General features: G+C 37.7%; 17 protein-coding genes, 1 tRNA gene and 5 pseudogenes. 12 read left to right on the top strand and 11 right to left on the bottom strand.

The window, feature by feature from the left end:
* Nucleotides 1-47 precede the first annotated feature (47 nt).
* Entirely contained in the window at nt 48-1,256 is a 1,209-nt protein-coding gene (ilvA, locus tag DYY66_RS04900) for a threonine ammonia-lyase (RefSeq protein WP_166286708.1), read from the bottom strand.
* Between the two features lie 271 nt (nt 1,257-1,527).
* A complete protein-coding gene (locus tag DYY66_RS04895; RefSeq protein WP_166286706.1) occupies nt 1,528-2,391 on the bottom strand; it encodes a hypothetical protein in 864 nt (287 codons plus the stop codon).
* A gap of 222 nt (nt 2,392-2,613) precedes the next feature.
* Between DYY66_RS04895 and DYY66_RS15270 the strand changes: the two are divergent.
* The 4 genes and pseudogenes from DYY66_RS15270 to DYY66_RS04880 all read left to right on the top strand — a co-directional run.
* Nucleotides 2,614-3,149 (top strand): annotated as a pseudogene (locus DYY66_RS15270) (adenylate/guanylate cyclase domain-containing protein); the annotation flags it as partial.
* Nucleotide 3,150: 1 nt separating this feature from the next.
* Nucleotides 3,151-3,495: adenylate/guanylate cyclase domain-containing protein (locus tag DYY66_RS14180; RefSeq protein ID WP_304515740.1), on the top strand; the 345-nt coding region annotated here is incomplete at its 5' end.
* A gap of 289 nt (nt 3,496-3,784) precedes the next feature.
* The gene (locus DYY66_RS04885; RefSeq protein ID WP_166286702.1) at nt 3,785-4,153 is read left to right on the top strand and encodes a hypothetical protein; all 369 of its coding nucleotides are present in this window, start codon (nt 3,785-3,787) and stop codon (nt 4,151-4,153) included.
* Between the two features lie 38 nt (nt 4,154-4,191).
* Nucleotides 4,192-4,584, top strand: coding sequence for a hypothetical protein (locus DYY66_RS04880; RefSeq protein WP_166286700.1), 393 nt, complete (start codon nt 4,192-4,194; stop codon nt 4,582-4,584).
* Here DYY66_RS04880 and DYY66_RS04875 read toward each other — a convergent pair.
* From DYY66_RS04875 to DYY66_RS04855, 4 genes are all read right to left on the bottom strand, one after another.
* On the bottom strand, nt 4,581-4,991 hold the full coding sequence (locus DYY66_RS04875; protein WP_166286698.1) for a VOC family protein: 411 nt from the start codon (nt 4,989-4,991) through the stop codon (nt 4,581-4,583). The two genes, DYY66_RS04880 and DYY66_RS04875, sit on opposite strands and share 4 nt — an antisense overlap.
* A 42-nt stretch (nt 4,992-5,033) precedes the next feature.
* Nucleotides 5,034-5,252, bottom strand: a complete 219-nt coding sequence (locus DYY66_RS04870; protein WP_166286696.1) for an Lrp/AsnC ligand binding domain-containing protein — start codon at nt 5,250-5,252, stop codon at nt 5,034-5,036.
* Nucleotides 5,237-5,485: a hypothetical protein gene (locus DYY66_RS04865; protein WP_166286694.1), complete on the bottom strand. Its 249-nt coding sequence runs from the start codon at nt 5,483-5,485 to the stop codon at nt 5,237-5,239. Before DYY66_RS04865 ends, DYY66_RS04870 begins: the two co-directional genes overlap by 16 nt.
* Before the next feature lie 549 nt (nt 5,486-6,034).
* The gene (locus DYY66_RS04855; RefSeq protein WP_166286690.1) at nt 6,035-6,382 is read right to left on the bottom strand and encodes a hypothetical protein; all 348 of its coding nucleotides are present in this window, start codon (nt 6,380-6,382) and stop codon (nt 6,035-6,037) included.
* A gap of 105 nt (nt 6,383-6,487) precedes the next feature.
* Between DYY66_RS04855 and DYY66_RS04850 the strand changes: the two genes are divergently transcribed.
* A complete protein-coding gene (locus DYY66_RS04850; protein WP_166286688.1) occupies nt 6,488-6,859 on the top strand; it encodes a hypothetical protein in 372 nt (123 codons plus the stop codon).
* Between the two features lie 92 nt (nt 6,860-6,951).
* On the opposite strand, the gene DYY66_RS04845 is transcribed toward DYY66_RS04850, so the two are convergent.
* Nucleotides 6,952-7,025: transfer RNA gene (locus DYY66_RS04845), tRNA-Phe, on the bottom strand.
* A 41-nt stretch (nt 7,026-7,066) separates the two neighbouring features.
* A complete protein-coding gene (locus DYY66_RS04840; protein WP_166286686.1) occupies nt 7,067-7,603 on the bottom strand; it encodes a cob(I)yrinic acid a,c-diamide adenosyltransferase in 537 nt (178 codons plus the stop codon).
* A gap of 115 nt (nt 7,604-7,718) precedes the next feature.
* On the opposite strand from DYY66_RS04840, the gene DYY66_RS04835 reads away from it, so the two are divergent.
* The 7 genes and pseudogenes from DYY66_RS04835 to DYY66_RS04815 all read left to right on the top strand — a co-directional run bounded on the left by DYY66_RS04835 (nt 7,719) and on the right by DYY66_RS04815 (nt 11,033).
* On the top strand, nt 7,719-8,249 hold the full coding sequence (locus tag DYY66_RS04835) for an HD domain-containing protein (RefSeq protein ID WP_166286684.1): 531 nt from the start codon (nt 7,719-7,721) through the stop codon (nt 8,247-8,249).
* 20 nt (nt 8,250-8,269) lie between these two features.
* Nucleotides 8,270-8,617, top strand: coding sequence for a hypothetical protein (locus tag DYY66_RS04830; RefSeq protein ID WP_166286682.1), 348 nt, complete (start codon nt 8,270-8,272; stop codon nt 8,615-8,617).
* A gap of 69 nt (nt 8,618-8,686) precedes the next feature.
* Nucleotides 8,687-8,980, top strand: a pseudogene (locus DYY66_RS14175) (TIGR00300 family protein); the annotation flags it as partial.
* A 1-nt stretch (nt 8,981) separates the two neighbouring features.
* Nucleotides 8,982-9,594, top strand: a pseudogene (locus DYY66_RS04825) (TIGR00300 family protein); the annotation flags it as partial.
* A gap of 129 nt (nt 9,595-9,723) precedes the next feature.
* A pseudogene (locus DYY66_RS15405) lies at nt 9,724-9,891 on the top strand (TIGR00300 family protein); the annotation flags it as partial.
* Between the two features lies 1 nt (nt 9,892).
* Nucleotides 9,893-10,209, top strand: a pseudogene (locus DYY66_RS15400) (TIGR00300 family protein); the annotation flags it as partial.
* A 56-nt stretch (nt 10,210-10,265) separates the two neighbouring features.
* A complete protein-coding gene (locus DYY66_RS04815; RefSeq protein WP_166286678.1) occupies nt 10,266-11,033 on the top strand; it encodes an SDR family NAD(P)-dependent oxidoreductase in 768 nt (255 codons plus the stop codon).
* A gap of 30 nt (nt 11,034-11,063) precedes the next feature.
* Here the strand turns inward: DYY66_RS04815 and DYY66_RS04810 are convergent, their stop codons facing one another.
* From DYY66_RS04810 to DYY66_RS16090, 3 genes are all read right to left on the bottom strand, one after another.
* The gene (locus DYY66_RS04810) at nt 11,064-11,420 is read right to left on the bottom strand and encodes a hypothetical protein (RefSeq protein WP_166286676.1); all 357 of its coding nucleotides are present in this window, start codon (nt 11,418-11,420) and stop codon (nt 11,064-11,066) included.
* A 1,476-nt stretch (nt 11,421-12,896) separates the two neighbouring features.
* Nucleotides 12,897-13,226, bottom strand: a complete 330-nt coding sequence (locus tag DYY66_RS04800) for a P-II family nitrogen regulator (RefSeq protein ID WP_166286672.1) — start codon at nt 13,224-13,226, stop codon at nt 12,897-12,899.
* Nucleotides 13,227-13,268: 42 nt separating this feature from the next.
* The gene (locus tag DYY66_RS16090; protein ID WP_394352579.1) at nt 13,269-13,412 is read right to left on the bottom strand and encodes a hypothetical protein; all 144 of its coding nucleotides are present in this window, start codon (nt 13,410-13,412) and stop codon (nt 13,269-13,271) included.
* Nucleotides 13,413-13,431 lie beyond the last annotated feature (19 nt).

Below are 13,431 nucleotides of genomic sequence, written 5' to 3'. Positions count from 1 at the left end.
TTTTTTCAACAGATGTTAAACCATCTCTTGGAACCAGATTGTCTACACTAGGTAACTACCTTAAACTGGACATTCTTTTTCTTCAAAAAGTTGATCAGTTGCTGAGCATGTGCCTGGTCCTGAGTCTCAAGGCTCAATGTAACCCCTGCAGTGCCTGCAGGTATGCTTGAGCTTAGCCTATCATGAATCACGTCTACAATATTTACGCTCAGTGATGATATCTGGTCTATTACTTCCTTGAGAGCACCTGGTTTGTCAGTCAAAAGGATAAAGATCTTGACCATTCTTCCCATCTCTGTCAGCCCTTTTGCCACAATCTGGCCCAATAGATACATGTCCACGTTTCCTCCAGACAGAATTGCGACCACTTTTTTGCCCTTGGCAGGTTTTTTATCAAGAAGATATGCAAGACCAACTGCTCCAGCTGGTTCTACTACGGTCTTTGATCTTTCCATCAGTAGAAACATTGCCTTTACTATTGACGAGTCATCAACAAGGACGATGTCATCAATCATTTCGTTTATGATTTTAAATGTAGACTGACCCGGAGTTTTTACAGATATGCCATCAGCTATTGTCCTATGTCCTGAAACAGATTGTAGCTTGCCAACATCAAATGATTTTTTCATTGCAGGAAAACCTGATGACTGGACACCTATTACTTTGACTTTGGGTTTTTTTGTCTTGACTGCTTTTAGAATTCCAGCTGCTAGCCCTCCTCCACCTATCGGAACATAAATCTCGTCAACATCTGGTAGGTCTTCCAATATTTCTAGTCCTATCACTCCCTGTGCAGCTATTACTGTTTCGTCATCAAAGGCATGAACCATTGTGGCACCTGTTTTTCGTGCAAGGTCTGCAGCCTTTGCATAAGATTCATCATAGATAGTACCCTCCAAGATTACATTTGCACCATATGATCTAGTGGCAGAAACTTTGGCAGGCGAGGCCGTTACAGGCATTACAATTGTACATGGTATTTTTTCAAGCGACGATGCATATGCAACACCTTGTGCATGATTTCCTGCAGATGCTGCAATGACTCCTTTTTTCTTTTCAGATTTTGAAAGGCTTGCAATCTTGGCATACGCTCCTCTGAACTTGAATGAACCAGTCTTCTGTAAACATTCAGACTTGAGATACACCTTGGAGCCTGTCATGACACTAAACGAGTGTGAACTTTCTAGCGGCGTTCTACGTATTACATTACGCTGTATTTTTTGTGATTTTATTATATCCTCAAAAGTAACATTCAACAGAATTTCCAGCCCCATCTTGGTATATTTGGTTTTTTGAACAATACTGACCCAAAAATCGATATGTATTTTGGATTATAAACATACATTTTAACTAGAAATCTTATAATTATATCATAAATTACTAAAATTTTCAAGGATCAAAAAGGGCTAAATAATATTCTGAGAACATGTCAGATCTAAGTCAAGGGGCATCGATGTACCATGGTGTCAACTCCCCAAACTCTGGCACCATGATTACAACAGCCTCTTGACTAATTGTATTAGATTTTTAAAAATACTTTGATATAAACAATATTTTAATTTTTAGAATTTTTATGATACTATCAAGTAATGCCAACAGGTTTGTCTTTGTCTGATCTGAAATTCTTGTGAGGTTTATGTTTCCTTGTCTTGTGTTGTTCTTTAGGTATTCAAGATTAAAATTGCATAGACATCCTTCTTCTGCTGCAATCATTTTGTTTTCGTCAATTAATACTGGTGTAGTGTGGTATACCTCTATCAACATATTATCAAGTTCTCCAAACAATCTGTCTCGGTTTGATACAAGCTTTGTATGTTCTGCATGAGATACCTCAATTGATTTTACGATATCCTGTGTAATGTCTTCGCGGTTAAACAATACTTCAAACAGTTTCTGCTCGTCCAGAGTTTGATATCCCTCTTGTCGTAATTTTTGTTCAATTATCTTGTCGTTTTCTGGCCCCACCTGAACCTGGAGTTTTGTAATCATGTCTGATATGTCTGAGAGTTCCTTTTGGATCTCAATTACACGATGGTCAAGTTTGTAAAACAATAATGCATGGTATTGCAGTGACATGTGTGCAGAAAGTAGATAGTTTCCTTCTTTAATCTCAAATTTTATGAAACTTCTTCGTAGGTCTTTCTCTGCAGTTGCAGAGACCCCTTGGTTTTCCCACTCTGGTAGTTTCTTTAAGATACCATCAAAGAATTGTCTTACAAGTGCTGGATCAAATGATTCCTGGTCTGTCACGGTACCATCCCCCAGCATTACCTTTAACGGAACTTTTCTTGCAAGTGCGGTGATATGTTCAAGATATGCAAGCCTGATGCTTTCTGCCTTTTCGCTCATGATTGTTATGAAAGGATCTGGGTTACTGACAGGAATCTGCATTAGATGTTTTTTGAAATCTTCCACATAAAATCGGTATGTACTTTAAATACTCTGTAAACTCATTTTTAACCAGGACTTAGACCATGACAAAGCCGTCTTTTAAGAAGATAATCTGCTGGAATTGCAATGTCGAGATAATACAATACTTTGATATAAAATACAAGGGGGAAAGAGGTGTATGCCCTGTATGTGGCGCCAATTTCCCGTTGGAATGAGTAAGAAATGAGTGAAGAACCAGAACAGCGACATGATGAAAAGACTACTGCCAAAGGCATCATAGACATGATGCTTGGAGGTGGCAAGTCAGGGACCTTGGACAGCGAGAGTCTCATCAAGGAGACACAGAAAAGGGTGTGGAGTTCGCTCAAAAAAGGATACGAGTATGATTATTCTGTAGATGAATCTGATACGTTTTTGCGAAAACATGTAGCCCAGAAACTGCACATGATTGTAATGTTTGTAGATCTAGTTGGCTCTACAGACATGGCACTACTTTTGCCACCAGAAAAACTCGGAATAATAATCAGTTCATTCTCACAGGAGATGCGATCTGTGATACGTCATCATGGAGGATATGTTCTAAAATATGTAGGTGATGCAGTGATTGGATACTTTATTGCAGAAGAAAGCCCACTTGTGGTATCAGACAGTGCTGTAAACTGTGCTAGAACGATGATAGACGTAATTGAACGCGGAATAAATCCGATACTTAGCGAATATGACTATCCAGAGCTACGTGTCAAGATAGGTATGGATTTNATGATAGACGTAATTGAACGCGGAATAAATCCAATACTTAGTGAATATGATTATCCAGAGTTACGTGTCAAGATAGGGATGGATTTTGGAGAGAATGTGGTTGTCAGATATGGTGCAGACCAGGTCCGCTCTCATGTTGACATACTTGGTCCTGCAGTAAGTATTGCTGCAAAGATTACGGCACTTGCAAAACCAAATCAGATCCTAGTTGGTGATGACATTTATGACAAACTTCACCCTACTCTGAAAAGTCTTTTTGAGAAGATAGAGTGGGCAGACAATCGATGGTCATACCAAGACAAGAAGACTGGCAAAACTTACAAAGTTTATGCCATGCATACCTAGACCGTAAACTTGTCAGGGCATTCTACATGTTCATAATGATGATCTGTAAACTTTTGATCAACAATATACATTACAATTTTGTATAAATCAGTCGAACCAATATTTTTTTTGCATTTTATACAATGCATTGATATTGTTTTTGACATTAAACTGGTGTCGATCAGGCCATTCTATAAGGATCGGCGATCGACAGAATTTGATAAGAAATGACACACACTTGACATAGTACTATATCTAATGCGTGATTTTGTGAGTAAACATGAAATAGAGGCCAAGAAGAATTCTAGTCATGTGGCCTTATGATGTACGAAAGATGATGGAATCTTTTGGACATCCAACTGACATGCTAAATTCTCCATTTGCATTTCCAAGATTACCACCACGTGCCAATCCCCCACAAGGAATAGCAAGTGCTGCAATGGTAAAGAATAGCATAGTACAAGATGCCGATATGATGATGAACAAACTTTCAGGTCATCACATAATGTTTCAAAGATATGCAGCTGGTTTGTTTAACATGACACCAAATCGATTCAATCCAGGACATCCAATGCACATGGCAACACAAACAGTTGATACATTAAATGAAGAAAATGAGAGACTTCGAAAAGAGAACCTGGCTTTGAAAGCAGACCTTGGTAAAGAAAAGAAAAAGTAATTCCAACTTTTATAAAGCATAAACTTGCTACACTAACTGTGCAAAAAACACCCAGTCAAAAATGGACTGAACAGATAACACATTATAGAAAAAAATGTCAGACCATACTAGAATTATCAAAATCAATCAGATACGTAGGACTAGTAAATGAATATGGTAGAACCATGACTGGAATACTCAGACCAGGCCTTGCAATGTTACTATCCAACGAGTCTACAAGAAATGAATTCTTTCTTGTTTCAACAATGCTTACAATGCGTAACAAGGCAAGCGCAGCACTTGGGAACATGGACAGCATCATCCTCAAGCATGATAAGGTGACAGTCGTCATATTCCAGCGAAAAGAAGGAATTTACTATATCTCAGTTAACAAGTCTGTAACACCTGATGCAGTAAACAAAATTATTGCAAAAATTAAAAAAATTATTTAGAGTGGAGCAAATCCATGGAACCCACGGGCTTGTTTTGCACCATCATCAAATGATGGCTCAAATAACGACACCATGTACTTGTCAGGATCTAACACAATACAGTTTTTGCCTGCCTTGTGCGAAGTAACATCTCTGTAGACTGGGACATTTTTTGCCTTGAGTTCTTTTACTGCAGATTCGATATCCCCTACAACCAATCCCATTACTATGCCATTATCAATTGACGTTCCAGTATTGATGGGCTTACTTGCTGGATGCAGTATGACCGTGGCGCCTTCTTTTGCCAACTCTACCCAGTTTTCCCTACTATTTTTGATTGGCAAGCCAATCACTTCGTGATAAAACTTTAAGGATTTTGGCAGGTCAGAGACAGCAAGAATTACGCTTCCAAGGTGTCTGATATTCATGTACACAGTAAGTCATCGCAGTGTTAAAAGATTATGGTAACGCTAGATTACCTGTACCATCGTTTCGGTACGTTCTACGCCTTTTATGTTTTGAATCTCGGTTGTAACATCCTTTATCATTGACAAGTCTTTTACATCTATGAGTGCAACTGCATCAAATTGTCCGCTCACTGCAAATGAATCATAAACTGATTTTACCATGCGAAGTCTTGCAGCTATGAGCTTTTTTGGAGATTTGACTAGTACTACGGCTTTGACCAACCCATATCCACCTCCACTTCGATTAGAGTCTCTGTTGAAACAATCTCTTTTATCTTTTTAAAATCAATCACAATGTTGTTGATTTCGTCAATTGTTCCCTGTAAAACTACAGCAATGTCTGCTCTTCCCGTTACAACCATTATTTCTTTGATTATCTTCCTTGTTTTTTTCAGTGATGCAATAACAGGATCAACTTTGCCTGGTTTGACAGTAATCAAACAGAGAGATCTCATCTATCCTGTATTGGTATAATGATGGATAAGTCTTTTTGATCAAGTGTAAAGAGAAATCTAATCGTCGCTTGCTTCTTGAGAACGTGCTTCTTCTAGGTATGCCTTTCTTGCCTCTAGCTCTGCTTCCTTGTCAAGGCCAGCATCATCTTCTACAACAATGATACCGTCATCTTCGTGAACGATATCCTCTTTGAGTTTGGTCTTTTCTTTTGGTTTGACCTTTNCTTCCTTGTCAAGACCAGTATCATCTTCTACAACAATTATGCCATCATCTTCGTGAACTATGTCTTCTTTGAGTTTGGCCTTTTCTTTTGGTTTGACCTTGGGAGCTTCCTTTTTTGCCACTTCTTTTTTAGATGACTCCTTTTTTGGGGCCTCTTTTTTGGCTAGCTTTTTTGCTTCCTTTTTCTTGTCCTTTGTCATAAGACGATTATCCAACAAGTAACATCGTCCTTTTAAACTTGTCTCATTATTACAATATCAAATAATTCCTTCACAATTCGAGAAAAAAAGCCGATTTTCGTATGTCATTGAAATTATTAGATTGTATTAGCTCAGATTTTTTATTTTTTCAATTATGGAATGATGATCAGAGGTAGGCTCTGTTGATAAAATGAGTATTCCATCCTTTTGAAATATAGTCAATAATTTCACTTTGCCTTTTGATTCTACAATCCAGTCTGTATTGCCAAGTTTATCAGTGAACATCTTGTCCATCATTGCCTTTACTGATACCTGATGATGTGCCAAGGCAGCAAGATCTTTGTCAAGAAGCGGTATGACACCATCTTTTCTTGCAGTAGACACTAGTTCTTCATCTACTATCTTGCCAGCAAATCTAATCTTTGGATCTAGTGCTAGGATTTTTTTACAATAGTTTGCAGCATCTGCACTCATGTTATATCTAAAATGCATTTGTCAAAATACCCTATTTAAGACATGTTTTAGAGTTCAGTTGATATAATTAATTTTATTAAATATAACAACAGACTTGAAATTAAAATGAATAAAATTCAGAGATATCTAGTTGCAGTTCTTGCATCAATTTGTGTAGTCGGTGCCTTTGGCATACCACTAGGAGATCCAAAATTTCTAATTCCAGCCATTATACTAGAATCGTCATTTATTGCACTTGTCATAGTTTCACTCAAGAATTTTCGATATGCATACATTCCAAATTTCATTATTGCTGGAATAGTCATTGCAGGTAATACCATCTCTCCAAAACACCTTGAAATCATGTCTACATTTCACCCATTTTACAATGCAATTGTGTTGATCATAGGAGGTTATGTCTTGCAAGCGTTATTGCTCATAACAAATGGGATGTCACTTAGAGAATATCGAAGTACCAAGATAGAAAAATCAGGTTAGGACAAAACACCTCATCAAAGTTAGGACCAAATGACTGAATTTTTCATGCATAAAATATCAAAAATGGATAGACATCAAACATAACTTGAAGGTGCCGCCGGCAAGACTTGAACATGCGACAGCTCGGTCTTCAGCCGAGTGCTCTCCCGGGCTGAGCTACGGCGGCACATTCCATTATCCAATTATTGGGGAATTAAAGTGTGTCTCTTACTTTTTCCACGCAACATCAGAAATTTTTTTTCTTTTGTTTATTGTTCTTGCCACGACAAAAAGAAGATCAGATAATCGATTCATGTAGATTAAACACAGATTGTTGATTGTTTCAACTTCAGACAAACTCACCATGTTTGTTTCTGCTCTTCTACATATTGCTCGTGCCAGATGGATTTGTGAAGCAACTAAATCTCCACCTGGTAAAATAAAATATGTTATAGGATCTAGCTTTTCTTCCAGACGATCTATTTCTTTTTCTAAATACGTTGTCATCTCAGATGTAACGCGATTTGATTTATTTTTCAAGTCTGGATTTGCAAGATCAGCACCTACTACAAAAAGATCATTTTGTATTTTTGTAAGAAGAATGTGAATATCTTTTCCTAATTTTGATGACAAGACTATTCCAATAGAAGCATTTAGCTCATCCACCATACCATAAGATGCAATTCTTGGGTTTGATTTTTTTACACGTTTGTTACCAATTAATCCCGTAGTTCCATCATCACCCGTTTTAGTGTAGATTTTCAAAGATGCTTATTTGTGAGACTGTTACAATTTTAATCTTGTTTGCAAATGTGACATATTTTGTGATTTTCAGACATACTCAAAGATTAAAACAGGCAAAGCAGAATAAGACATACAAATGCTGTTTGATTTTTTCTATCTTGCAACAGAGCTAAAAAAAGTACCGCGTAAGGGTTGGAAGAGCAAGATAGGAATAGAGCATCCAGAATCGGTCGCTGACCATACGTATGGAACTGCACTGATGGCAATGGTTTTCTCAGACGTACATAACCTAGATACAGAAAAAATTCTCAAGATGGCACTTCTTCATGATTTGGCTGAATCTGTGACAGGAGATTTTATGCCCGAAGAAATTTCAAAAGAGAACAAGAAAGCAGCAGAAGATGAAGCAATAAAAGAAATTCTTTCAAAATTACCAGAAGATGTCGCAGTAAAATATTCCAACATATGGGATGAGTACACGCAAGCAAATACAAAAGAATCTGTGTTATTGCATGACATTGACAAGTTCGAGATGGCAATTCAAGCTGTAAAATATTCATCGGAAGGCTTTTCAAATGAAAAACTTGGTTTGTTCATCGATTCAGCAAAAAAAGAGATCAAATCAAAAGAATTGTTAGACATACTTGGTACACTATCGTATAAATAACAAGAATTAGTTTTTTAATCATGCAATATTTTGTGGCACTCAAGATTGGTGAAAAACGAGTCAAAGAAGCCCGGGAATATCTCAATACATTATGTAATGATCAAGCAATGCCAGCATTAGCTCTACGAGACAATAAATCAAATGTATGGGAGCCAGTAGGCCAAGAAAATTTCTATGCGGTTTTAGATGATGCAGGAGGATATGTTTTGTCAGATTCCACAGGATACATGATAGTAATTTGCGATAAAAACGGAATTTCAAAAGCTCTTGTTAGAGGCCTTGATACAGAACGCAAGGATGCCATAGTTGCAAGACTGAAAGCAGATAACATGACCGAACACAACGGGGACGTGGTCCTCCCTGTATGATATCTCTGCAATATGACGGTGACAAATTAACATCAAGATTAAATTAGTACAACTCACACAATTCAGGAAATGGCAAAGAAGTTTTCCCATGACATAGAGGTCAGTGGACACCTCATTGATTCCATGATATTGACCAAGATTTTCGATGTCATAATGGATTTAAAAGGAGAATTTCAGGTTCAAGAATTCAAGGTTGGAAAACACAAAAAAGATGAGAGTCATGCAAAACTTACAATCCAGGGCCAATCTCAAGAACATCTTGATAGGATTTTAGAGGCAGTATATCGTGAGGGTGCTACATCGAAGATCCAGCAAGAGATCTCTCTAAAACAAGCACAAAAAGATATGGTAATGCCAGATGATNGTCAATCACAAGAACACCTTGACAAAATTTTAGAGGCAGTATACCGCGAGGGTGCTACATCCAAGATCCAGCAAGAGATTTCACTAAAACAAGCACAAAAAGACATGGTAATGCCAGATGACTTTTACAGTACTACAAACAATCACACCGAAATTTTCTACAAAGGAAAGTGGATCCGAGTAGAAAACATGATGATGGATAAATGCATCATATTAAAAGACAACAGGGCATTTTGCACTCCAATTCGGGACATCAAAAAAGGAGACAAGATAATTGTAGGAGAAAAAGGAATACGTGTCACTCCACCTGAGAGACCAAGAGAGGGAGTTAACCTATTTCAATTCATGAGCAGTGGAAGTTCAAGTGAGAGACCAACACAACATATTGCAAGAAAAGTTGCAGAAGATATTTACAAGATAAAAAAAGCCGGCGGAAAGATTGTTCTAGTTGGCGGACCTGCAATAGTTCACACCGGAGCATCTGACTCTATTTCTTTATTGATAAGACTAGGATTCATCAATGCAGTTCTTGCAGGAAATGCTCTTGCTGTTCACGATATCGAGTATTCAACTCTTGGCACATCTCTTGGGATGAATGTGCAAGACGGTACACTNTTCTAGTTGGCGGACCTGCAATAGTTCACACCGGAGCATCAGATTCAATTTCTTTACTGATAAGACTGNCTTTTGTACTTGCAGGCTCACTTCGAGACGACGGTCCACTGCCAGACGTAATTACAGACATGACAATGGCACAACGAAAATACAAGGAGATTGTCAAAGATGCAAAACTTGTCATCATGGTTTCAACAATGCTTCATTCCATTGCCACGGGCAACATGCTACCAGCTGATGTTAAAGTGATTGTAGTAGACATCAGCCAGCCAACAGTAACAAAACTTATGGATAGANCTTTTGTACTTGCAGGCTCACTTCGAGACGACGGCCCACTACCAGATGTGATTACAGACATGACAGTAGCGCAACGAAAATACAAGGAGATTGTCAAAGATGCAAAACTTGTCATCATGGTTTCAACAATGCTTCATTCAATTGCCACAGGCAACATGCTACCAGCCGACGTCAAAGTAATTGTAGTAGACATCAGCCAGCCAACCGTAACAAAGCTCATGGATAGGGGAACCTGGCAAGCACTGGGAATAGTAACTGATGTAGGAGCATTTTTGCCACTGGTTACACAAGAGATTCAAAAACTGGCTAAAAAATAAACCAGTATATGAAAATCACAGTTATTATTCATATAGTATAATCACGAATACCCTATGTGCGATTAAAGGACAAGATAGCAGTCGTCACAGGGGCTTCAAGCGATATCGGATTAGAGATATCCAAAAAATTTGTAGGCGAAGGTGCCAAGGTGGTTTTACTTGGAAGACATATGGACAAGCTAGAACAAGTAAGAAAATCAATTCCCGATTATGCTACAAAGACAGTTGCAATTGCATGTGACCTTACAAATGAAGCCCAAGTAATTCAAACTGTAAATCAGATAGTTGATCATTATGGAAGAATCGACATACTAGTAAATAATGCCGGGACAATTACTGATCCAATACATTTTCATGAAATGCAAGACAAAGATTTGAACTCTCTAATAGACATCAATTTGTTTGGTACATTCAGGATAACAAAATTAACGCTAATCAAGATGCTTGAGAATGAAAAAGGTGGAAGCATAATAAACATAGGATCAATTTCAGCCGAGAGAGCCATACCAAAAGTTCACCTAACGGCATACTGTACAACAAAAGCTGCAATAAACATGTTCACCAAGGGATTGGCAGTAGAATACGCAAGAAAAAACATTCGATGTAACTGTATCAATCCTGGAATAGTCAATGCTGGAATGATAAAATCATATCTTGACTATCCAGAAGCAAGAAAAATTCTAGAAGATAGACAACCATTGAATAGAATAGGTCAGCCAGAAGATGTAGCACATGCTGCAGTATATCTTGCATCAGATGATGCAAAATGGATTTCAGGTGTGATTCTTAATGTAGACGGTGGAAAATCTGCCTCAGAAGGATAAACTTGTCANTCGGTAATGTTTTACAGAGAACTATTCTATTCTCTTGTAAATTGCTTTGAAATCTTCTGCAATTCGGTATGCAATGTTTTCAAGATGTGTAACTTCGGTCATGTTGGATTTACCAAGACCAATTTGTCTCATCATGGTGTTGCACTTGTGCACCTGCATATGATCAGCACTAAGATCTTTGCTTGACCAGGCCTTGAAACAATCATCAAAATCAAGACAAAAATTCAAAATGATGTGTTCCCAGCCACTATTTGAGGTAGGATATCCAATACCATGGGCTAGTTCTCGAAATTCGTTACTCTTGTCAGTAAACAGCATCTTTAGTGATTTTTCTGCTTTTTTTGCATCATAATTGTCAAGTGCGTTTGATCCCTGCATGGTAGTCTTCCTAATAATATTCTATTTTAAGATGACTCTATATCCACAGAATTTAGCCCACTAGAATCATCAANATCATAATTGTCAAGTGCGTTTGATCCCTGCATGGTAGTCCTCCAAATAATATTCTATTTTAAGATGACTCTGGCTCCACAGAATTTAGTCTACAAATCAAATGAATAGACATGTTCACTACAAGTCCAGTTAGATCTAAACAGACGCAGACCATTGCAATGGGTATCAAAAAGAATGAAATCTTAAATATCAAATAATGAAGGTAGACGTATTGACATTAAATTCAAAGATATTCATAGTGGCAATTACACTTTTGACAGTTTCATTTTTGACTGCATCTGCACAAACTGCCATCACAGTATCAACTGATAAAACATCATACTCAGACGGCAATACAATCACCATATCAGGCAAGGTAGCAGACCAACTTCATGTACCAATATCAGTAATAATCATGGACAGTTCGCATAACCCAGCATATCTTGCACAAACCAATCCTGGTACAGACGGAACATATTCTGTTNCAGGCAAGGTAGCAGACCAACTTCAGGTACCCATATCAATCATAATCAAAGACACTTCGCATAACATAGCATACCTTGCACAAACCAGCCCCGGTACAGACGGAACGTATTCCACCCAGGCAGTTGCAGGAGGAAGTACTTGGAAGGCTGCAGGCGTGTATGAAGTCGATGTGACATATGGAGGACCAGATAAAACTGCCAAAGCCACATTTGAGTTCACATCAAGCCCCACTCCAGTACAAAATCAGACAAATAATACAATACCTGCAATTCCAGAATTTGGCCCGTTANATAAAACATCATACTCAGATGGAGACACAATCACCATATCTGGCAAGGTAGCAAACCAACTCAATGTACCCATATCAATAATAATCAGAGACACTTCACATGATATAGCATACCTTACACAAACTAATCCTGGTACCGATGGAACATATTCCACCCAGGCAGTTGCAGGAGGAAGTACTTGGAAGAGCGTAGGCGTGTATGAAGTAGATGTTACATACGGAGGACCAGATAAAACTGCTACAACAACATTTGAGTTCACATCAAGTCCTGCTCAAGTACAAAATCAGACAAATAATACAACACCTTCAATTCCAGAATTTGGTCCATTAGCTGTTTCGATATTTGCAATATCAATTGCAGTCATAATTACATACGCAAAGATGCGACCGACCTTCAAGATATAAAATAACAAACAAGTTATTTTTTATGATCATTTAGTGTGCAGAATATACACATATTGTAATATACACTGGCGATATTTCTGGTACACCCACATGTACAAGTACAAGATCTTTGTTTCAATTCAAATATTCACCATTCACACTAGCGTGATGTTGTTTCTAAGAGTATCTTTTAGAATGTTTCCACAAGTTGTTGGTAAACCAAGTACTAGATACAAAAATCAGTAAAAGAACTAAGTTGAAATCTAAATTGCCTTTTCGTTTTCGGCACCAGTGGCAATATCTACTGCACGAGAAAGTTTGTACATGAAAATTTTGCCTATTTTTGTGTGGTCACGAATTATGCTTACCACTTCGTTCTCATCTTTTTCTTCCACAATCACAGTTACAATATACTTGTCTGTAAATTCAGGAATGAATGTCTCAGTACCTTTCCCAGCATGAAGTGCAGGTCCCACTGTTTTGCCCCTTCCACGTACCTTCATGATAGTTATTCCACCCACATCAATTTTTTTTAGAGCATCACTGATAGCACGAATATCATTTTGTGGAACGATTGCATCTATGCGGATCATGTAAATCTTGACAGAGTGTATACTAGATAATATTTTCTAAACTCAGATTGCTTGTTCATCTTTCTTTGGAGTTTGGATATCATATGCTTCAGATATTGTACTGACAAATATTTTTCCGAATTTAGAGGATTTTCGAATGGCTGCAATTATATCATTTTTCTTTTCATCGGCAACTACTATTTCTATTATGAATCGTTCTCCAAAT

Origin of the sequence: Candidatus Nitrosotalea sp. FS (assembly GCF_011319475.1) — an archaeon.
Taxonomy (GTDB): domain Archaea; phylum Thermoproteota; class Nitrososphaeria; order Nitrososphaerales; family Nitrosopumilaceae; genus Nitrosotalea.
This window is presented reverse-complemented; position numbering and strand designations above follow the sequence as displayed.

Excerpts from the sequence above, each read along its gene's own strand:
- DYY66_RS04835 (WP_166286684.1), top strand. The coding sequence starts at position 7,719 with ATGCTGTTTGATTTTTTCTATCTTGCAACAGAGCTAAAAAAAGTACCG.
- DYY66_RS04865 (WP_166286694.1), bottom strand. The coding sequence starts at position 5,485 with ATGAGATCTCTCTGTTTGATTACTGTCAAACCAGGCAAAGTTGATCCT.
- DYY66_RS04850 (WP_166286688.1), top strand. The coding sequence starts at position 6,488 with ATGAATAAAATTCAGAGATATCTAGTTGCAGTTCTTGCATCAATTTGT.
- DYY66_RS04875 (WP_166286698.1), bottom strand. The coding sequence starts at position 4,991 with ATGAATATCAGACACCTTGGAAGCGTAATTCTTGCTGTCTCTGACCTG.
- DYY66_RS04885 (WP_166286702.1), top strand. The coding sequence starts at position 3,785 with ATGTGGCCTTATGATGTACGAAAGATGATGGAATCTTTTGGACATCCA.
- DYY66_RS04895 (WP_166286706.1), bottom strand. The coding sequence starts at position 2,391 with ATGCAGATTCCTGTCAGTAACCCAGATCCTTTCATAACAATCATGAGC.
- DYY66_RS04855 (WP_166286690.1), bottom strand. The coding sequence starts at position 6,382 with ATGAGTGCAGATGCTGCAAACTATTGTAAAAAAATCCTAGCACTAGAT.
- DYY66_RS04830 (WP_166286682.1), top strand. The coding sequence starts at position 8,270 with ATGCAATATTTTGTGGCACTCAAGATTGGTGAAAAACGAGTCAAAGAA.
- DYY66_RS04810 (WP_166286676.1), bottom strand. The coding sequence starts at position 11,420 with ATGCAGGGATCAAACGCACTTGACAATTATGATGCAAAAAAAGCAGAA.
- DYY66_RS04800 (WP_166286672.1), bottom strand. The coding sequence starts at position 13,226 with ATGATCCGCATAGATGCAATCGTTCCACAAAATGATATTCGTGCTATC.